This window comes from Kitasatospora sp. NPDC043950 (assembly GCF_056435345.1).
The window spans coordinates 130,405-148,966 of record NZ_JBWKER010000014.1 but is presented as its reverse complement, the minus strand read 5'-3'; the positions used below and the strand labels follow the sequence as shown (position 1 = coordinate 148,966).

16 protein-coding genes are annotated in these 18,562 nt (G+C 74.8%); 6 read left to right on the top strand and 10 right to left on the bottom strand.

Going from position 1 to position 18,562, the window contains the following annotated elements:
- Positions 1-213: 213 nt before the first annotated feature.
- On the top strand, positions 214-1,413 hold the full coding sequence (locus tag AC07BF_RS12725; protein WP_363586257.1) for a cytochrome P450 family protein: 1,200 nt from the start codon (positions 214-216) through the stop codon (positions 1,411-1,413).
- Between the two features lie 136 nt (positions 1,414-1,549).
- Positions 1,550-2,767 carry an MFS transporter gene (locus tag AC07BF_RS12720; protein ID WP_363586256.1) on the top strand — a complete coding sequence of 406 codons (1,218 nt, stop codon included), beginning with the start codon at positions 1,550-1,552 and terminating at the stop codon, positions 2,765-2,767.
- 82 nt (positions 2,768-2,849) lie between these two features.
- On the opposite strand, the gene AC07BF_RS12715 is transcribed toward AC07BF_RS12720, so the two are convergent.
- The 3 genes from AC07BF_RS12715 to AC07BF_RS12705 all read right to left on the bottom strand — a co-directional run bounded on the left by AC07BF_RS12715 (position 2,850) and on the right by AC07BF_RS12705 (position 6,751).
- Entirely contained in the window at positions 2,850-3,641 is a 792-nt protein-coding gene (locus tag AC07BF_RS12715) for a putative protein N(5)-glutamine methyltransferase (protein WP_478333350.1), read from the bottom strand.
- A gap of 281 nt (positions 3,642-3,922) precedes the next feature.
- On the bottom strand, positions 3,923-5,989 hold the full coding sequence (gene ligA / locus AC07BF_RS12710) for an NAD-dependent DNA ligase LigA (protein ID WP_400808110.1): 2,067 nt from the start codon (positions 5,987-5,989) through the stop codon (positions 3,923-3,925).
- Positions 5,990-6,133: 144 nt separating this feature from the next.
- Positions 6,134-6,751, bottom strand: a complete 618-nt coding sequence (locus tag AC07BF_RS12705; protein ID WP_478333349.1) for a CGNR zinc finger domain-containing protein — start codon at positions 6,749-6,751, stop codon at positions 6,134-6,136.
- Between the two features lie 81 nt (positions 6,752-6,832).
- Here AC07BF_RS12705 and AC07BF_RS12700 point away from each other — a divergent pair, with 81 nt between their 5' ends.
- Positions 6,833-7,615 carry an MBL fold metallo-hydrolase gene (locus tag AC07BF_RS12700; RefSeq protein WP_363586253.1) on the top strand — a complete coding sequence of 261 codons (783 nt, stop codon included), beginning with the start codon at positions 6,833-6,835 and terminating at the stop codon, positions 7,613-7,615.
- A 61-nt stretch (positions 7,616-7,676) separates the two neighbouring features.
- Here AC07BF_RS12700 and AC07BF_RS12695 read toward each other — a convergent pair whose 3' ends face one another.
- The 4 genes from AC07BF_RS12695 to AC07BF_RS12680 all read right to left on the bottom strand — a co-directional run bounded on the left by AC07BF_RS12695 (position 7,677) and on the right by AC07BF_RS12680 (position 11,127).
- Positions 7,677-8,354, bottom strand: coding sequence for a ScbR family autoregulator-binding transcription factor (locus AC07BF_RS12695; protein WP_363586252.1), 678 nt, complete (start codon positions 8,352-8,354; stop codon positions 7,677-7,679).
- Between the two features lie 84 nt (positions 8,355-8,438).
- Entirely contained in the window at positions 8,439-9,305 is an 867-nt protein-coding gene (locus AC07BF_RS12690) for an AfsR/SARP family transcriptional regulator (protein WP_478333348.1), read from the bottom strand.
- A gap of 424 nt (positions 9,306-9,729) precedes the next feature.
- Complete coding sequence (locus AC07BF_RS12685; protein WP_400808119.1) at positions 9,730-10,470, bottom strand: ScbR family autoregulator-binding transcription factor; 741 nt, start codon at positions 10,468-10,470, stop codon at positions 9,730-9,732.
- A gap of 252 nt (positions 10,471-10,722) precedes the next feature.
- Positions 10,723-11,127, bottom strand: coding sequence for a RidA family protein (locus AC07BF_RS12680; RefSeq protein ID WP_400808122.1), 405 nt, complete (start codon positions 11,125-11,127; stop codon positions 10,723-10,725).
- A gap of 215 nt (positions 11,128-11,342) precedes the next feature.
- Between AC07BF_RS12680 and AC07BF_RS12675 the strand changes: the two genes are divergently transcribed.
- Entirely contained in the window at positions 11,343-11,963 is a 621-nt protein-coding gene (locus AC07BF_RS12675) for a C40 family peptidase (RefSeq protein WP_363629743.1), read from the top strand.
- Between the two features lie 7 nt (positions 11,964-11,970).
- Here the strand turns inward: AC07BF_RS12675 and AC07BF_RS12670 are convergent, their stop codons facing one another.
- The gene (locus AC07BF_RS12670; protein WP_363629741.1) at positions 11,971-12,498 is read right to left on the bottom strand and encodes a MarR family winged helix-turn-helix transcriptional regulator; all 528 of its coding nucleotides are present in this window, start codon (positions 12,496-12,498) and stop codon (positions 11,971-11,973) included.
- Between the two features lie 95 nt (positions 12,499-12,593).
- Between AC07BF_RS12670 and AC07BF_RS12665 the strand changes: the two genes are divergently transcribed.
- Positions 12,594-13,004 carry a VOC family protein gene (locus AC07BF_RS12665; RefSeq protein ID WP_363586246.1) on the top strand — a complete coding sequence of 137 codons (411 nt, stop codon included), beginning with the start codon at positions 12,594-12,596 and terminating at the stop codon, positions 13,002-13,004.
- Here AC07BF_RS12665 and thrS read toward each other — a convergent pair.
- Both thrS and AC07BF_RS12655 read right to left on the bottom strand, forming a co-directional pair.
- Positions 12,998-14,308, bottom strand: a complete 1,311-nt coding sequence (gene thrS / locus AC07BF_RS12660) for a threonine--tRNA ligase (protein ID WP_478333347.1) — start codon at positions 14,306-14,308, stop codon at positions 12,998-13,000. The two genes, AC07BF_RS12665 and thrS, sit on opposite strands and share 7 nt — an antisense overlap.
- Before the next feature lie 199 nt (positions 14,309-14,507).
- The gene (locus tag AC07BF_RS12655) at positions 14,508-15,230 is read right to left on the bottom strand and encodes a leucine-rich repeat domain-containing protein (protein WP_478333346.1); all 723 of its coding nucleotides are present in this window, start codon (positions 15,228-15,230) and stop codon (positions 14,508-14,510) included.
- A gap of 168 nt (positions 15,231-15,398) precedes the next feature.
- Here AC07BF_RS12655 and AC07BF_RS12650 point away from each other — a divergent pair, with 168 nt between their 5' ends.
- On the top strand, positions 15,399-18,521 hold the full coding sequence (locus tag AC07BF_RS12650) for a class I adenylate-forming enzyme family protein (protein WP_478333345.1): 3,123 nt from the start codon (positions 15,399-15,401) through the stop codon (positions 18,519-18,521).
- Positions 18,522-18,562: the final 41 nt, after the last annotated feature.

Sequence of the window (18,562 nt, the reverse complement as noted above, 5' to 3'; positions counted from 1 at the left end):
GGGCGGCCCAGTACGGCTGCGGTTCGCCCCGGCACCAGGCGTCCAGGGCGTGCTGGACGATCCCCCCCCCCCCCCCCCCCTCCTCCTCCCCCCCCTCCCCCCCCCCCCCCCCCCCCCCCCCCCCGCGCCTGGTTCCTGCCCATGCGGGTGCGCCGCTGGCCCTTCCCGTCGCTGACCGTGTAGTTGCCGGAGTTCGAGCCCGAGGAGTGATCCATGACCACCGCGGTCGACGACGCCGCCGCGCGGATGTCCGCCTTCATCCGCGACCCCTACCCCACGCTCACCCGGATCCGCGAGGCCGGCGCGGTCTCCGTCGTGGAGTTCGGCGAGGGCCTGCCGGTCTATCTGGTGACGCGCTACCAGGACGTCCGGGCCGCGCTGATGGACCCGCGCTTCGGGCAGGACGTCCGCCGCAGCCAGGCCATCGCGAGCGGGCGGGGCTCCGGCCTGACGCTCGGTTCGGAGGTGGTCCACATGCTCAACAGCGACCCGCCGGACCACACCCGGCTGCGCCGGCTGATCCAGGGCGTCTTCACCCGCCGGCGGGTCGATCTGATGCGACCGCTGGTCGAGCGCATCGCCGGCGGCCTGCTGGACGGGCTGCGCGGGCGGGAGGCCGCCGACCTGGTGACGGACTTCGCCTTCCCGCTGCCGATCATGATCATCTGTGAGCTGCTGGGCTTCCCACCGGAGGATATGCAGGCCTTCCGCACCTGGTCGACGGCGATCCTCACCCAGGGCGGCGACATGACCTTCGACCAGGCCACCGCCGAACTGAACGACTACCTGCGCGAGTTGATGACGGCCCGGCGGGCTTCGCCGAGCGCGGACATCCTGACCGACCTGGTGCAGGCCTGTGACGCCGGTGAACTCACCGAGCGGGAAGTGTTCTCGATGGTCTTCCTGCTGCTGATCGGCGGCCACGAGACCACCGTCAACCTGCTCGGCACCGCCACCCTGGCGCTGCTCCACCACCCCGACCAGCTCGCCTGGTTGCGCGCCAACCCGGCGGCGATGCCGGTCGCGATCGACGAGTTCCTCCGCTACGAGTCTCCGGTGAGCATGGCCACGCTGCGGTTCACGAACGCCGACGTGATGGTCGACGACGTGGAGATCCCGGCGGACGAGCTGGTGCTGCTCTCGCTCGGCGCGGCCAACCGGGACCCGGCCCGATTCACCGATCCCGACCGGCTGATCCTGGACCGGGGCGATCCGGGCCACCTGGCCTTCGGGCAGGGCCTGCACCGGTGCCTCGGCTCCTTCCTCGGCAAGCTGGAGAGCGAGGTCGCGCTGACCGGCCTGCTGGAGCGCTTCACGCGGATCGAGCTGGCCGCCGCGGAGGAGACCCTGCCCTGGCGCAACACGATCATGCTGCGCGGCCTGGAGTCGCTGCCGGTCTCGCTCGATGGCTAGCGGCGCGGGAGCAAGCGATACGGGGACGGACAACGCGGGGACGGGCAGTACGGGGACGGGCAGTACGGGGACGGGCAGCACGGGGACGGGCGGCGCGGGGACGGGCGGCGCGCGAGCAGGCGGCGCGGCGGGGCTGTTGCGGTTCCGCCCCCGGATCAGCGTCGCGCCCCTGCGTGCGCGGGGCTTCCGGCTGCTGGTGATCGGGCAGGGCACCTCGGAGTTCGGCAACGCGTTCCAGGTGGTCGCCCTGCCGCTGCTGGTCTACTCCCTCGCCGGAGGCGCCCGCCAGCTGAGTCTGGTGGTCGCCGCCTACGGCGCGGGACGGCTGGCCGCCACCCCGCTCGGCGGGATGCTCGCCGACCGGTTCGGCGCCCGCCGGGTGATGCTGGCCGCCGACCTCGGCCGGCTGCTCGCCACCGCCGGGCTGTGCGCGATCGCCGCCGGCGGGGCGGCGAACTTCTGGCTGATCGGCGGGCTCGCGCTGCTGGTCGGCCTCGGAGCAGGGGTGTTCCTGCCGGCCGCCTGGGCGATCACCCCGACCCTGCTGCCCTCCGAGGACCTGCATGCGGGCAACGCACTGAACAGTACGGTCACCTTCGGCGCCGGTCTGCTCGGTCCGGCGCTGGCCGGCCCGCTGGTCGCCTGGCTCAGCCCGGCCGCCGCACTGGGCCTGGACGCGGCCACCTTCGCCGTGTCGGCGGCCACGCTGTTGCTGATCGGTCGCGGCAGCCTCGTCGCACCCGCCAGCCCGATTTCCGAACGTGCCTCCGTACCGAAGAACTTCCGTGGCCTGCTGCGGGAGTCGCCGTTGCTGCGCGCGGTGCTGACGGTGACGGTGATCGCGAACCTGACGGTGGGCGGCGCCACCCGTGTCGCCCTGCCGACCCTGGCCACCCACGGCTTCGGCGCCGGTGCCGTCGGGCTGGGCCTGCTGCTGGCCGCGTTCACCGGCGGTGCGCTGGTCGGCGGCCTGTTCGCGGCCGGCCTCACCGAGGTGCGCTCGCGGGGCCGCACGGCGATGCTCTCCGGTCTGGTGATGGGTACGGCGATCGGGCTGGTGCCGTTCACCGGCCTCGTCGGCGCCGTGCTGCTGCTCTGCCTGGCCGGCGGCGCCAGCACGGTGACCAACGTCCTGATCGTCACCGGCGTGCAGAAGAGCACCCCGCCCGCCTTGCTGGCCCGGGTCATGGCGGCCGTCACCTTCTGCGCGCTGGGAGTCTTCCCGATCTCGGTGATCGCGGCCGGCGCGGCGGTGGACGCCTTCGGGAGCCGGGGGGTGTTCGCGACGACCGGGCTCTGTTTGACGGGCGCGTTCGGGTACGCGCTGACCAGGCGTGAGATCCGCGAGCTGTGAGCGCCCAGCCGGCCGCCGGGCCCGCCCCTGCCACCGGGAGGCAGGAGGCGGGAGGCGGGGGCGGGGGCGGGCTGCGGCCCCGTCAGCGCAGGGTCGCGGTGACGACCGTCGCATCCAGGTCCTCGCACCAGGCGTCGACGGCGTCGAGGCCGGCCGCGCGGGCGACGGCCAGGGCCGTCGGGGTCTGCCGTTCGCTGGTCTCGAACAGCAGCGACCCGCCCGGGGCCAGCCAGTGCGGCGCCTCGGCGGCCACCCGGCGCAGCACGTCCAGACCGTCGGCGCCGCCGTCCAGCGCCGGCCGGGCCTCGTGCAGCCGGGCCTCCGTCGGCAGCAGCGCGATGTCGGCGCTGGGGACGTACGGGACGTTCGCGAGCAGGACGTCGATCCGGCCGCGCAGGGCGGCGGGCAGCGCGACGAACAGGTCGCCCTCGAAGACCGAGGCCCCGGGCCCGGTGAGGTTGCGGCGGGCGCAGCGGACGGCGACCGGGTCGACGTCGGCCGCGTAGAGCTCGACCGGGTGCGCGGCGGTGGCCGCCACGGCGGCGCCGAGGGCGCCGCTGCCGCAGCAGAGGTCGACGACCACGGCGCCCGGGCCGGTGAGCTCGGTGGCCGTGGCGGCCAGGAACTCGCTGCGGCGGCGCGGCACGAACACGCCCGGGTCGACGGCGATCCGCAGCCCGGCGAACTCGGCCCAGCCGACGACGTGTTCCAGCGGCCGGCCCTCGGCCCGGGCCCGGACCATCACGGCCAGGTCGGCCGGTGTCGCGGCGGCGGAGAGCAGGACCCGCGCCTCGTCCTCGGCGAACACGCAACCGGCGGCACGCAGCCGGGCGACGACCGAGGAACGGAGAGCTGCGGAGGCAAAAACCGACAAGATGACCCCTTGGGGGAATCGGGAGGAGGACGAACGACTCCGTCAGGGCTCCCGCAAGGGCCGACACCGCGCCGACGCGTCCGCGCTACGCGCGCGACGCGCCCGCACGGCCGCGCTCCGGGAGCACCCGCTCGGACATACCGGTAATGGGGCTCACCTCCTTGAGTCGCGGTCGTACACGGCGTCGGCCACCCTACCGCACCCTTGGCGCGGGCGATCAACTGGCCTTCCGGGCCCAGGTCCTGTCCGGCTGTCCGGCCGGTTGGCCGGCCGCGGCCGGCCTAGCCGAGCTGCTCGGCGACCAGGGCGGCGAACTCCTCCGGGGTCATGACGGGCACTCCGAGCTCCTCCGCCTTGGCACGCTTGGAGCCGGCCTTCTCGCCCGCGACGAGGAGGGTGGTGCGCTTGGACACCGACGAGGAGGCCTTGCCGCCGGCGCGTTCGATCAGCTCGTTCATCGCGTTGCGGGAGAGCTCGGCGAGGGCTCCGGTCATGCTGCCGGTGACGACCACGCTCTGGCCGGCCAGCGGGCCCGCCGCGGTGTCGTCCGCAGCCGCCGCGCCGCCGTCCGCGGCCCGGTCGGCGGGAGCCGTCGGCTCGGTCACCGCCGTGCCGACGCCCTGCGCCAAGAGCCGGTCCAACAGCGGTGCCACATCGGCGAGTTCGGCGACGATCACGGCGGCCTTCTCGACGCCGATACCGTCCACGCCGGCCAGCGCCGCGGCGTCGGCGGCGCGGATCGCGGCCATGCTGCCGAAGTGCGCGGCGAGTCGGCGGGACATCGTCCGGCCGGTGCCGCGGATGCCGAGGGCGCAGAACACCCGGTTCAGCGGGCGGCTGCGGGCGGTCTCGATCGCGGCGAGCAGGTTGTCGGCGCTGGTGTCGCCCATCCGCTCCAGGGTGAGCAGCTGCTCCCGGGTGAGGGTGAACAGGTCGGCGAGGTCGCCGACCAGCCCGGCCTCGACCAGTTGGACGGCGCGGGTGCCGCCGAGGCCCTCGATGTCGAGCTGGTCGCGCCCGGCCGCGTAGATCACCGAGGCGACCGCCTGGCAGGCCCGGCCGCGCACGCAGCGCCAGCGCTGCTCGGAGGTATCGATGGCGTCGCCGCAGCGCGGGCAGACCTCGGGGAAGGCGATCGGCTGCTCGGCGCCGGTGCGCTGGTCGACCAGGGGCGCCTCGACCCGCGGGATCACGTCGCCGGCCCGGTAGACGAACACCTGGTCGCCGATCATCAGCCCGCGGCGCCCGATGTCGGCCGGGTTGTGCAGGGTCGCGTAGGTGACGGTGACGCCGTCGATCACCACCGGTTCGAGGACGGCCCGGGGCGCGATGATCCCGGTGCGGCCGACGTTCCACTCGACGCCGAGCAGCCGGGTGACCTTGTGCTGCGCCGCCAGCTTGCGGGCCACCGCCCAGCGCGGCGCGCGGGAGCCGGACCCGGCCGCCTCCTGGTCGGCCACCGCGTCCGCCTTCACCACCACGCCGTCGATCCCGAAGGGCAGCGCGGCGCGCAGGCCCGCGATCTCGTCGATCCGCTGCTGTGCCTCGGCGAGGGTCGCGCAGCGGCGCGGCGCGGCATCGGTGCTGGCGGCGGTGTTGGCACCGAGGACGGCCAGCCGGGCGAGCAGGTCGGCGTGGTCGAGGCCGGGCAGGCCGAGGGCGTCGTAGGCGAAGAAGGTGAGTTCGACGCGGTAGGCGCGGTCCTTGGCGCGCAGGGTGCCGGCCGCGCCGCTGCGCGGGTGGGCGAACGGGGTGGCGCCGTGCGCGGTGCGGACGGCGTTGGCCTGCTCGAACTGCTCGTGGGTGAGCAGCACCTCGCCGCGCAGCTCGACGTCGACCGGTTCGGCGAGCCGGGCGGGCAGGCCGAGCACGGCGTCGGCGGCGGCGGTGATGTCCTCCCCCGCCAGGCCGTCGCCCCTGGTCAGCACCTGGGTGAGCCGGCCGGCCCGGTAGCGGGCGGCGACGGCGAGGCCGTCCAGTTTCGGTTCGACGCACCAGGCGGCGACCGGCCGGCCGAGCCGGCGCTCCAGGCCGGCCGCCCAGGACTCCAGCTCCTCGGCCGAGAAGACGTTGTCGAGGGAGAGCATCGGCGCGCTGTGCGGGACGTCGCCGACCGCCGCGCCGCCGGCCACCTTGCCGGTGGGCGACTCGGGCAGCGCCTCGTCCGGGTGCTCGTGCTCGTAGGCCTCGATCGCCCGCACCAGGGCGTCGTACTCGTCGTCGCCGAGCGGGGCGGAGCCGTCGGCGTAGTACGCGGCGGCGGCCCGTACGGCGGCGGCGACGGCGTCAGCGTAGGCCTGCGGGGAGGCCAGGGCGGCGGGAGGGGCCAGGGTGGCTGCGTCCTTCATACCGCCATCATGGCGAGCCGCACTGACATTCGGCCCGTTCGAACACGGCTCGCACGGACCGGGCTCGGGGGGGTGCGGCCCGCGCCGGCCAGGGGTGTCGACCAGGGCCGTCGGCGAGGGCGCCGGTCGAGGGCGCCAGCCCGGTCAGTCGGGCTGGGGCCGGGTGCGCCGGGCGTAGGCGCGGGCCGCGCGGGCGCGGTCGCCGCAGCGGGTGGAGCACCAGTGGCGCCGGCCGTGCCGGAGGAGGTACCGGGTGCACGGGGTGGAGCCGCAGGCGGTGAGACGGGCCGCTTCGGGCCCGGTGAGCAGGTCGGCGGCGTCGGCGGCGAGGGTGGCCAGGGCGTGGTCGACGATCTCGGTGGTGGGGTGGGGGGCCGCGCGGTAGGGGCCGCTGCCGTCGTCCCACCGCAGCAGCCGGGCCGTGGGCAGGCGGGTCAGGGCGTCGTTGACGGCGGCCAGGGCGGAGGAGGGTGCGGGCAGCTCCGCGACGCGGGCGGCGAACAGCGTCCTGACCTGTTCGCGCATCGAGCGCACCTGCGCCGTGCACATCTCCTGAAGGCCCGCGTCGGCCGGGGCGAGGCCGTGCTCCAGGAGCCACCGGCCGGCGGCGGCCGGCGTGCCGAGGCGGTCGACGACGTGTCCGCCGGGCAGCGTGACGGCGCTGTTGACCAGGGCGAGCGAGGAGTACTGCTGCTCGCCCGGCGCGGGTGGCACGGCGGTCTCGTCGGTGGCGGTGTCCGCGGCGTCCGTCATGAGTCTCATGGTAGCGCTTGCGATCATCCGTGAGAACCGGCTAGCTTTCCTCACGGATAAACCGATCTCAACCGTGAGGTGTGCTTCACCATGGCTTCTTCCGACACGACCGTCGAGCAGTTCCCCGTCCGCCTCTTCGGCGGCCCGACCGCCCTCTTCGAGTACGGAGGCCTGCGCTTCCTCACCGACCCGACCTTCGACGGCCCGGGCGACTACCAGCGGCCGGGCGGCCCGCTCCTCACCAAGACCGCGCCCTCCTCCGGGAGCCCCGCCGACGCCGGCCGCGTCGACGTCGTCCTGCTCTCCCACGACGAGCACCCCGACAACCTCGACCACTCCGGCCGGGCCCTGCTGGCCGACGTCCCGCTCACCCTCACCACCCCCGGCGGCGGCCTGCGCCTCGGCGGCACGGCCCGGGGACTGGCCGACTGGGAGTCGGTCACGCTGGACCGCCCCGGCGGCGGCACCCTCACCGTGACCGGCGTGCCCGCCCTCCACGGGCCCGGGGCCCGCGAGGAGGTGGAGGCCGCCACCGGCCAGGTCGTCGGCTTCGTCCTGACCGGGGACGGGCTGCCCACCGTCTACGTCAGCGGGGACAACGCCTCCCTCCCCGCCGTCGGGGAGATCGCCGAACGCTTCGCCCCCGTGGACACCGCGATCCTCTTCGCCGGGGCTCCCCGCTTCGCCGCCCTCTTCGACGGCGCGCCCATCGTCCTGGACAGCGCCCAGGCCGCCGAGGCCGCCGCGATCCTCGACGCCCGCCGGGTCGTCCTCGTCCACCACGACAGCTGGGCCCACTTCACCGAGGACCGAGACGACCTGGTGGCCGCCTTCACGGCCGCCGGCCTGGCGGAGCGCCTCCACACGGCGTGACCGGCCCGGGGCGGGGCGCGCCGCACCAGGCGCCCCGCCTGTCCGCCCCTGAACCGCCTGCTCAGCCCGGCAGCGACGTCAGCGGCCTGGTCCGGTAGGCGCTTGAGGAGCCCGGGGGGACGAGGCAGGGCAGCAGCCACTCCCACAGGGCGCCGACCCGGCGGGCGCGCTCCTCGCCCGGGCAGCCGTCGCCGAAGACGACCTCCAGCCCGCAGGCTGCCGCCACCACCAGGGTCTCCGGGCCGGGATCGCCCGAGCGGTCGCGCAGCTCGCCGGCGCGCCGGGCACCGGTCAGCAACTCCCGGACGACACCGGCCCAGACGCCGTGGAAGCCCCGCACGCCCGCGACCGGCGCGCCGGGGGCGGACGTGGCGGGAGCGAACGCGGCGGTCCTCGACTGCCAGCCGCCCTCCCGGCCGAGGCGGAACGCCGCCCGGACCACCGCGTCCGACCCCAGGGCGTCGACCAGCCAGTAGCCCACGTCGATCAGCGTCTGCAGGGGGGAGGAAGTGGCCCGCAAACCGCCGCAGGCGCCCCGCAGCGAGCGCTCGGCCCGCTGGAACACCGCCTGCGCCAGCTCCTCCTTGGACGCGAAGTGGAAGTAGAGCGCACCCTTCGTCACTCCCGCGGCGCCGGCGATCTCGCCGAGCGTGGCCCCCGCATAGCCGCAGCGGTCGAACAGCACCGCCCCCGCCTCGACCAGCCGTCCGCGTGTCCGTTCCGACCTCTCCTGCACCACCCGACCCACACCCCTCACAACGACGAGCACGTTCCGACCACACACGAGCAGCGCCCCGGCAGCGACGGCGCCTGCCGCGCGTCCTCAGCCGACCCGGGTGAACCGGGCCACGGACCCCTCCGGCGAAGCGGTCGCGGCCGCCTCGCGCTCCGGGCGCTCCGAACGCTCGGGCCGCTCCGGGCCGGCCAGCAGGATGGAGCGCTGGAGCCGTCGCAGTCCGGTGGACGGCTCCATGCCCAACTCCCGTACCAGGGTGTTGCGCAGGCGCTGGTAGGCCTCCAGGGCCTCGCCCCGTCGGCCGGAGCGGTGCAGGGCGATCATGTACTGGCCGTGCAGGCTCTCGTGGGTGCGGTAGCGGTCGACCAGGACGGTGAGTTCGGCGAGCAGGACGCGGTGGCGGCCCAGCCGCAGGTCGGCCTCGATCCGCTGATCCAGCGCGCAGAGCCGGGTCTCCTCCAACCGCTTGGCCTCGACGGCGAGTTGGCCACCCGCCAGGACGTCGGCGAAGGCCGGACCGCGCCACAGGCCGAGCGCCTCGCCGAGCATCCGGGCGGCCAGCGGGTGGTCGTCGCCGTCCATGGCCCGGTAGCCCATGCCGGCCAGGCGCTCGAACTCCCGGACGTCCGTCAACCCGCCGCCGCTGTTCAGCATGTAGCCGCCCGGCGAGGTCACCAGCACGTCCTTGGCGCAGGAGACCCCTGCCGCCGGGGCGACCTGCCCGAGCGCCCGGTCGATCATGTCGCGCAGTTGCAGCACGTACGTCTGCACCGTCGTGCGCGCGCTGCGCGGCGGGCGGCCCGACCACAGCTCCTCGGCCAGCACCCCGGCCGACACCACCTGGTCAGCCCGCAGGGCCAGCAGCCCCAGCACCTGCCGCGGTTTCGGCGCCGATGGCACCACCGACACCCCGCACACCCGGACGTCCAACGCCCCGAGCACCCGAATTTCCACGATGACCACCCCAATCACACGGAACGCCGCAGGCCGATCCGCCGCGGCCGGCACCCGGGTCGACACCCCTAGGGCGACTGTCACCAGTCAAAAACAGGACGCGCGGTTTGTCAATACAAAACCGAACGTGCTGTTTGTTTCTTGGAATGGGCGGCCCGACTCGGACAGACGGGCGCGGCGGCCACCCTGCGCCACGAACCGGCCACCACGCGCAGCGGAGTGCGGGCAAACCGAAGGCGGCGTCGGACCCCCGTGGATCCCGCGCCGCCACCAATTCGCCCGCACTCCGCGCGCACCGCCGGTCGGCCGACCGTCGGACCGACCACCGGGCCGACCACCGCCCGGACGCCCCCGCGCACAGGGGGCCACCGAGCCCTGGTCAACTCCGCACCAGCCGAAGCGATTTCCGGCCGGTGCCGGACCGTCAGCCCACACCGACCTCGTCCGCGACCGCGACCGCGACCGGCCGGGCGGCCGACCGCGCCCCGCCCTGCGCCCCGGCGCCCTCCGCCGCCGCGCGGGCGGCCGCCACCTCGGCGACCACCTGGGCACCGCGGTCCGGGCCCATCTGCAGCGAGCCGAGCACACCCGGCACCGTGATGCTCGGCATCAGGTGCTGGAACAGCCCGGCGGCCCGCCGCTCCAAGTCCGCGCGCCCGGACAGCTTCTGCGACTGGATCTGCACACCCGTCCACGCCGCCGTGACCAGCCACGCGGTGTCGGCCGGGACGACGTGCGGCAGCAGTTCACCCCGCTCGCCGGCCGCGACCAGCAGCGCCTCCAGCCGGCTGATCCAGCCGGGGATCGCGCCGCCGCCGAGGTCGTCGAAGACGTCCTGGCCCAGCGAGAGCCGGGCCCCCGCGCTCAGCAGCGGATCACGTGGCATCAGATACGCCACCACCATCCCGGTGTCCACGAACTCCTGGAGTTTGCAGACCCGTTCGGGCACACCGTCCTGGACGAACTGCTCCTCGACGACGCCCTGGGCCAGATCCCGCTTGGAGGCGAAATGGAAATACACCGCACCACGCGTCACACCGGCCCGCGCGACCACCTCGCCGATGGTGGCGCCCTCGTAGCCGAACTCGTCGAAGACCGACGCCGCCGCCTCCAGGATCAGCCGACGCGTCCGGACCGCCCGCTCCTGCCGAACCACCGCAACCACCCCACCCAGAGCTCCCGGAAAACAAAACCAAACACCCCGTATCTTAGCTACCGGTGGCCTACGGACGACAAGATGATGTCGGGGAATCGCCTCAAACGCTTCTCCCCTCCCGCCCGCATCCTCCGCATTTCGCCTACGGGCCGCCGCTCCTTCGCCGGACGACCGAAAGCGGCACCGCCGCCACACCTCACCTATCCGGGGAAAAACCGAACGATCGGTTTCCTAATCCGGACACCGGGAGGCCGGAAGGCGTCACGGCAGGACAGCCACCGCCTCCACCTCCACCAGCTGGTCGTCGTAGCCGAGCACCGACACCCCCAGCAGCGTGCTGGGGGCGTCGTGCTCCCCCATGTAGGCGCGGTACACGTCCCACACCGCGACCAGGTCGGCCTGGTCGGCGGAGGCCACGTACACCGTCGTGCGGGCGACGTCGGTCAGCCCGGCACCGGCGTCCTCCAGCACGGTTATCAGGTTCCGCATCACCTGGTGCGCCTGGCCCGCGTAGTCGCCGACGGCGACCGTCCGCCCCTCTGCGTCGAGCGGGCAGGCCCCGGCGAGCCAGAGCGAACGGGCCTGGGCGTCGACCAGGGCCGCGTAGGCGTAGTCGACGGCCGGGGTGAGGCGGGAGCTGCGGATCAGCTTGACTGCGCTGTTCAAGGGGCACTCCGAAGGGTCGCGGCCGAACGTTCGCGCCCATCGTTGGCCTCTCCTGAACGACCGTCAAACCATTTACCAGCGCTTTCCCGTCCGCCACGGGCCCGTTGCGTCCACGATTCACCGTTGCGGGTGATGGCGGGCCGACCCGCCCGGCCGGAATCCTGGTGGCCGCCACCCGCACGCGCCGACGCCACGCCGACACCAGGAGGTCACCCATGGAATCCCGACCGCCGTACCGCGACGAGGCCTCCGGGGTCCGCCGGCGCCGGATGCTCGGCCTGGCACTCGGGGCGGGGCTCGTCCCGACCCTCGCTCCGGTCGCGGCCGCGACCGCGACAACCCGGTCGGACACCCCGGCGCCCGCGTCCGCCGCCCTGGGCCGCCGGGTCGCCGAGGTGGCCACCGCCCAGCTCGGCGTGCCGTACGCCTGGGGCGGCGGCGACCGGCTGGGGGCGAGCCTCGGCTTCTGCGACGACGAGAACGGCTACCTGGACGGCGTCTGCATGGGCGAGAGCACGGTCGGCTTCGACTGCAGCGGCCTGTCCCTCTACTGCTGGTACCGGGCCAGCCACGGCACGGTCGAGCTCGGGCACTACACCGTCGCCCAGTTCCACCGCAGTGCCCCGGTGGAGCGTGACGCCCTCGCCCCGGGCGACCTGCTGTTCTTCTCCCGCCCGGACGCGCCGCTGCACCACGTCGGGATCCACGTCGGCGACGGCGCGATGATCCACGCCGAGCGCACCGGGACGCCGGTCGCCCGGATCGAGCACGTCCTCGACGTCCCGCGCTGGGCCGGCGAGTTCGCCGGTGCCCGCCGCCCCGGGACGACCGGCTGAGCGGGCCTCAGAGGCCGCGCCGCTCCCCCGGCCCCTGGTGTCCCTGGTGGACGCGCAGCAGCAGGCCGTGCAGCAACTGCCGCTCCCGCGCGTCCAGCGGCGCCAGCACCTCGTCCTGCACCGCGCGCGCCCGGGCGTCCAGCTCCGCGAGCAGCGCCCGCCCGGCGCCGGTGACCGACACCGAGACCCGCCGCCGGTCCGCCACGTCGCGGACGCGCTCGACGTACCCGGCGGCGGCCAGTTGGTCGGCGACCTTGGCGAGGTCGCTCGGGTCGATGCCCAGCCGCTGGACCAGGTCCCGTTGGGCGTGCGGCCCGAAGTCGGCGAGCGCGGCCAGCACGGCCATGTCCCAGAGCCGGAGGCCGTGTTCGGCGAGCTGCTCGGCGAGACGGCCCCGTGCCGTCCGGCCGATCCGGGAGAGCAGGTAGGTGCTGAGGTCGAGCAGCGTCGGCGGCAGGGAGGGAGCGGACAGGGAAGGAGCGGGCAGGGAAGGGGCGGGCAGCGGGGATTCGGGGAGCGGGGGTTCTGGGGCCATGGCGTCAGTCTAGGGTTCGTCCCTATAGTGGGTGCCGACCCACCAATATCGGACTGATCCGACCCGCTGAATCCTCGAGCCCGGGAGCTTCGACCGTGGACGCCCTGTATCCCCGCCTGCTCGTGACCCGTTTCGCCGAGTGCTTCGGGTTCTACCGGGCGGTCCTGCCGCCCCTCACCGGCGCCGCCCTGGTCAAGGGCGCCCCCGACGGCCCCTACGCCAACTGGGACGTCGACGGGCAGGCCGTCCTGGTGCTCTTCGACCGCGCCGCGATGGCCGCCGCCCTGGGCACCACCGGCCTGCCCGAACGCCCGGCCGCCCCCGCCCAGGACGCCGCGATGCTGGTCTTCAGGGTGGCCTCCGTGGACGACGCGTTCGCCCTCTGCCTGCGCCACGGCGGCACCCCGGTCGTCGGCCCGACCGACCGGCCCCAGTGGGGCCCGGACCTGCGCAGCGCCCACCTGCGGGACCCGGACGGCCATCTGATCGAGCTCCAGTCCTACTGAGCCGCCACGCCCGGCCGGCGCGCGGGGTCGTCCGCCCAGAGGTCGGCGCTGCACGCCGCCACCAGCGCGCCGATCCTGGCCCACGCCTCCTCCGCGGGCAGCGGTTCGAGCCGGCGGCCGTCCCGCAGCCGCAGCGCGACCCGGTCGTCCACGGCCTCCTTGGCCCCGACCACGGCCTGGTACGGCACCAGGCGCGCCGCCCGGATCCGGGCGCCCAGGCTGCCGTGCCCGGGGCCGGCGACCTCGGCGCGCAACCCGAGGTCGAGGCAGCGCTGCCGGAGCCGCTCGGCCTGCGGCAGTTCGCCCTCGGAGACCGGCAGCAGCACCACCTGCGCCGGGGCGAGCCAGGCCGGGAACGCGCCGCCGTACAGCTCGATGAGGTGGGCGACCACCCGCTCCACGCTGCCGATCACGCTGCGGTGGACCATCACCGGCCGGTGTTTCGCGCCGTCCGGGCCGATGTAGTGCAGCCCGAAGCGCTCGGGCTGGTGGAAGTCGATCTGCACGGTGGAGAGGGTGAACTCGCGCCCGGCGCCGTCGGCGATCTGCACGTCGATCTTCGGCCCGTAGAAGGCGGCCTCGCCCTCCGCGGCCTCGAACGGCACGCCGGAGCGTTCCAGCACGTCGGTGAGCAGCGCGGTGGCCCGCTCCCAGAGGGCCGGATCCGCCACGTACTTGCCGCCCGCGCCGGGCAGCGAGAGCCGGTAGCGGACCGGTTCGATGCCGAGCGCGCGGTGTGCCGCGCGGATCAGCTCCAGTGCGGCGACGGCTTCGTCGGCGGCCTGCTCCGGGGTGCAGAACACGTGCGCGTCGTTCAGCTGGATCGCCCGGACCCTGGTCAACCCGCCCAGCACGCCGGACAGTTCGGAGCGGTACATGCCACCCAACTCGGCCATCCGCAGCGGGAGTTCCCGGTAGCTGTGGGGTCGGGAGCGGTAGATCAGGGCGTGGTGCGGGCAGAGGCTCGGCCGGAGCACCATCTCCTCCGAGCCCAGTTCCATGGGTGGGAACATGTCGTCGCGGTAGTGCGCCCAGTGGCCGGAGATCTCGTACAGCTCGCGCTTGCCGAGCACCGGCGAGTACACGTGGCGGTAGCCGGCCCGCCGCTCGCGCTCGCGGATGAACTCCTCCAGGGTGTGCCGGATCGCGGCGCCGTCGGGCAGCCAGTAGGGCAGGCCGGAGCCCATCAGCGGGTCGGTGTCGAACAGGTCGAGTTCGCGGCCGAGCTTGCGGTGGTCGTGCGCGGGGTGGTCGTGCGCAGGGCGGTCGTGCGCGGCGTGGTTGTGCGCGGCGTGGTTGTGCATGGGGTGGTCTCCACTCGGATCTGCGGGCGAGTGGTCCGGAAACGGCGAAGCCCCGGGGCACTCGCCCCGGGGCTTCGGACTAGGTCAGCAGTCAGCGCACCGGGACTCTCTCCGGCGTCGTCGTGGCGAGTGCAGCGCGCTTCATGCGATCCACGATAACAGGGCGCCGACCGCCGTGGTGATCTTTATCCGCGGCCGCTCAGAACAGGACGGCGCAGCCGCGCGCGTCGAGCGCGCCGAGCAGCCGCGGCGAGGGGCGCGCCTCGTTCCACCGCAGGTCCAGCTTCTCCAGTGCGGGCATTTCGGCCAGCCAGTGCGGCAGTTCGGTGATCCGGTTGCCCCGAAGGTCGAGCCGGCGCAGCAGCGGCAGCCCGGCGAGCACCGGCGGGACCTCGGCGAGCGCGTTGTCCCGCAGTTCGAGTTCGCGCAGCGCGGTGAGGCCGCCGAAGGTGTCCGGCAGGGTGGTCAAGTGGTTCCCGCACAGCCAGAGTTCACGCAGGGCGGTCAGTTCGCCGAGACGGTCGGGCAGCGCCGTGAGCCGGTTGTGCTGGACGCGCAGCTCGACCAGGGCGGTCATGTCGCCGATGGTGGCGGGGAGTTCGGTGAGCCGGTTGTCGCCGACGTTGAGGTAGCGCAGCGCGGTGAGGCGGCCGAGCGCGGCCGGCAGCGCGGTCAGCGCGTTGTCGTGCAGGTAGAGGAAGTCAACGAGCCCGGTCAGCTCGCCCAGTTCGGCGGGCACGCCGGTGAGCCGGTTGTGCCCGAGGTCGAGGGTGCGAAGCCGTCGCAACCCGCCGACCTCGGGCGGCAGTTCGGTCAGGCCGGTCTCGGCGAGGATGAGCACGGTCAGGTCGGTCCGGTCCCACACCTCGGCCGGTACCGCGCCGAGGGGCCGGCGCCAGAGGTTCAGCGTCACGTCGGTCACGCCCGTCATTGTCCCGTCCGCGCGCCCGCTGCCGACGGGCGGTCGTGACGACATGTGAACGGATCTGGCGCCTTCCTTCACTGCTCCGATACGTTCTGGATCACTCAGCGGTCAGCAGCCCCTCCGGGAGTCGTCATCAACGCTCAGCCCGTCCCCGTCCCCGTCCCCGTGCCCCTCACCCTCCCCGCCCTGCTGGACCACCGGGCGGCGCTGCACCCCGACCGGGAGGCGCTGCTGGTGCCGGGCGGCGGCAGCCTCACCTACGGCCGGTGGCGCGAACGGGCGGTGCGGGCCGCGCACGGGCTGGCCCGGGCCGGGGTACGGCCCGGGGACCGGGTGGCGCTGCTGCTCGACAACCGGGAGTGGGACGCGTACGCCGTGGCGTTCCTGGCCGCGCACTACGCGGGCGCGGCGGGGCTGGTGATCCGCGCGGACCTCTCCGGGGCGGACGTCGCGCGGCTCGTCGACGCCGCGGGGGCGCGCTGGGCGATAGCCGGGAACGGGCCGCACACCGCTCTGCCCACCTTCACCCTCGACGACCTGGAGGGCAGTGGTGACGGCGAGGGCAGCGGTGACGGCGAGGGCAGTGGTGACGGCGAGGGCAGTGGTGACGGCGAGGGCAGTGGTGACGGCGAGGGCAGCGGCGCCGAACCGCCGCATCGGGCCGCTCCCGGGGACCTCGCCCAGATCATCGGCACCTCCGGCACCACCGGCACCCCGAAGGGCGTCCGGGCCGCGCACGCCAGCCTGACCGCCGGGCTCGTCCTCAACCCCCGCCCCCGCCCGTACGCGCACTCGCGCTACGCGGTGCACGCCTTCCCGATCGGGACCAACGCCGCCCAGGTCGTCCTGGTGAACGCGCTGACCGCGCAGCCGGCCACGATCTGCCTGCCGCGCTTCGACGCGGAGGAGTTCGGCCGGGTGGTCGAGGAGTACGGCGCGGGCACCGTCTTCCTGGTGCCGTCGATGGCGGTGGAACTGCTGAACTCCGGGATCGCCGAGCGCCGGGACCTGAGCAGTGTCCTCCTGGTCAGCTCCTCGGCCGCCGCGCTCCCGCCCGCCGTCGCCGCCGGGCTCTGCGCCGCCCTGCCCAAGGCGACCGTCGTCAACACCTACACCTCCGCCGAGGCCTCCCCCGCCCAGATCTCCGCGATCGTGGACGCCGGCCGCCCCGGTTCGGTCGGCCGCCCCACCGACCCGGCCGACCTGCGGATCCTGGACGAGGCCGGGCAGCCCGTCGCGCCCGGCGACACCGGCGAGCTCTGGCTGCGCCAGCCGGGCCCGCCCCGGGGGTACGTCGGCGCGGACTCCGGCGCCGTGTTCCGCGACGGCTGGGTGCGGATGGGCGACCTGGGCCGACTGGACGGGGACGGCTACCTCCACCTGGTCGACCGGGAGAGCGACATCGTCAAGTCCGGTGCGCTGAAGGTCTCCACGCTGCGCATCGAGGCGGTGCTGCACGAGCACCCGCAGGTCGCCGACGCGGCCGCGCTCGGGCTGCCGCACCCGGTGATGGGCCAGGTGCCGGTGGCGGCCGTGGTCCCGCTCCCGGGCGGGATCGACCTCGACGGGCTGCGGCTCTTCCTCGGCGAGCGGCTCGCCCGGGCCGAACTGCCCGTACGCCTGCTGGTGACGGACTCGCTGCCGCGCAACCCCAGCGGAAAGGTCGTCAAGCACCGGCTCCGGGCCAGGTTCGAGGAGCCCGTGCCCACCGCCGGCACCGCACCGGCCACCGCCCGGGAGCGCGCGCTGGCCGAGCTGTGGCGGGGCGTGCTGGGGCGGCCGGTCCGGGCCGTGGAGGAGGAGTTCTTCGCGCTCGGCGGGGACTCCTTCCGGGCCGTCCAGCTGGCCGCCGCGATCTCCGCCGAGTTCGGCGTGGCGGCCGGTACGGCCCTGGTGTTCGAGCGGCCCTCGCTGCGGGCCCAGGCCGCCTGGCTGGAGCAGGCGGCGGCCTCGACCGGCTCCGCCGGGCCGGTGGAGCCGGTCGAGGCCGAGGCGACGGCGTTCCTGCGCTCGCTGCGCGCCCAGCCGCACGAGCTCCCGCTCACCGCGCAGCAGGAGAACTTCCTGCGCTGGATGGCCGAGGCCGCGGGCCGCAACGTCGGCTCGGTGGCAGTGATGTTCCGGGTGCTGGAGGAGCTGCGGACGGACACCCTGGCCGACGCCCTCCACCAGGCGATCCGCCGCCACCCCGCGCTGCGCACCAGGTTCGTCCCGGTGCCGGACGCCGAACCGGGGGTGCTGCGGGCCGTGCTCGACGACGAGCCGCGCGCCGACGTGGTGCTGCTGGACGCCCCCGGCGCGAGCGATGCGGAGGTGTCGGCCCGGCTCGTCGCCGAACGCGACCGGCTGACCGACCTGGCCTCGGGGGCGATGACCAGGCTCGCCGTGGTGAGCCGGGGCCCCGGGGACCACGTCGTCATGCTGGCGGTCCACCACATCGTCGCCGACGGCTGGTCGCTGGGCGTGCTGCTGCGCGACCTGGGCGTGCTGTACTCGGCGCTGCGCGGCGGCCGCCCGGCGCCGGCCGCCCGGCCCGGCCCGGCGTACCGGGAGCTGGTGGAGTGGTCGAACGCGCACTGGCCGGCCACCCGGGCGCACTTCGCGACGGCGCTCGCGGGCGCCCCCACGGCGATCGACCCGTTCCCCGGGCGGCAGGACACCGAGGTGGTGCTGAGCGCCGTCCGGACGCTGGAGGTGCCGACCGAGCGGGCGGGCGCGCTGCGGGCCCGGGCGGCGGAGCTGGGGGCCACCCCGTTCCTCGCGATGGCGGCGGTGTGGAGCGGGCTGCTGGCCGCCCGCAGCGGACAGCGGGACTTCGTCCTGATGACCCCGGTGCCCGGCCGCACCAGGCCGGAGGCGGAACGCGCGGTCGGCTGCTTCGTCCAGTCGCTGCTGCTGCGGGTGGACGCCGCCGGGGAGCCCGGGTTCGCCGAACTGCTGGACCGCGTCCGCACGGCCGCCACCACCGCGCTGGACCACCAGCTGTACCCCTTCGCCGAGTTCAGCCCGCTGGTCCCGTTCGCCGCCTGGCTGCGGTACGAGAGCTGGAGCGCCCCGGCACAGCTGCCCGGAGTGGCGTGCGCCGCGTGGGAGCTGCCGCGCAACGCCACCGTGCCGTACCCACTGCCCGGCGGCGACCGGCACGTGCCGGAGCTCGCCGTCACCGAGCAGCCGGACGGCTCGCTGCGCTGCTGGCTGCGGTACAACGAGCACGCCTTCACGGCCGAGGCGGTGGACGCGCTGGCCGCGGACCTCGCCGCCGCGCTGGCCGGCGCCGCGCGGGTGTGAACCGGGGCCCCCGCCCCCGCGCTGGGGGCGGGGGGCCGCCG

What these genes read in the sequence shown, in the direction of transcription:
- AC07BF_RS12725 (WP_363586257.1), top strand. Translation starts at nt 214, where the DNA reads ATGACCACCGCGGTCGACGACGCCGCCGCGCGGATGTCCGCCTTCATC.
- ligA (WP_400808110.1), bottom strand. Translation starts at nt 5,989, where the DNA reads ATGAAGGACGCAGCCACCCTGGCCCCTCCCGCCGCCCTGGCCTCCCCG.
- AC07BF_RS12705 (WP_478333349.1), bottom strand. Translation starts at nt 6,751, where the DNA reads ATGAGACTCATGACGGACGCCGCGGACACCGCCACCGACGAGACCGCC.
- AC07BF_RS12700 (WP_363586253.1), top strand. Translation starts at nt 6,833, where the DNA reads ATGGCTTCTTCCGACACGACCGTCGAGCAGTTCCCCGTCCGCCTCTTC.
- AC07BF_RS12675 (WP_363629743.1), top strand. Translation starts at nt 11,343, where the DNA reads ATGGAATCCCGACCGCCGTACCGCGACGAGGCCTCCGGGGTCCGCCGG.
- AC07BF_RS12670 (WP_363629741.1), bottom strand. Translation starts at nt 12,498, where the DNA reads ATGGCCCCAGAACCCCCGCTCCCCGAATCCCCGCTGCCCGCCCCTTCC.
- thrS (WP_478333347.1), bottom strand. Translation starts at nt 14,308, where the DNA reads ATGCACAACCACGCCGCGCACAACCACGCCGCGCACGACCGCCCTGCG.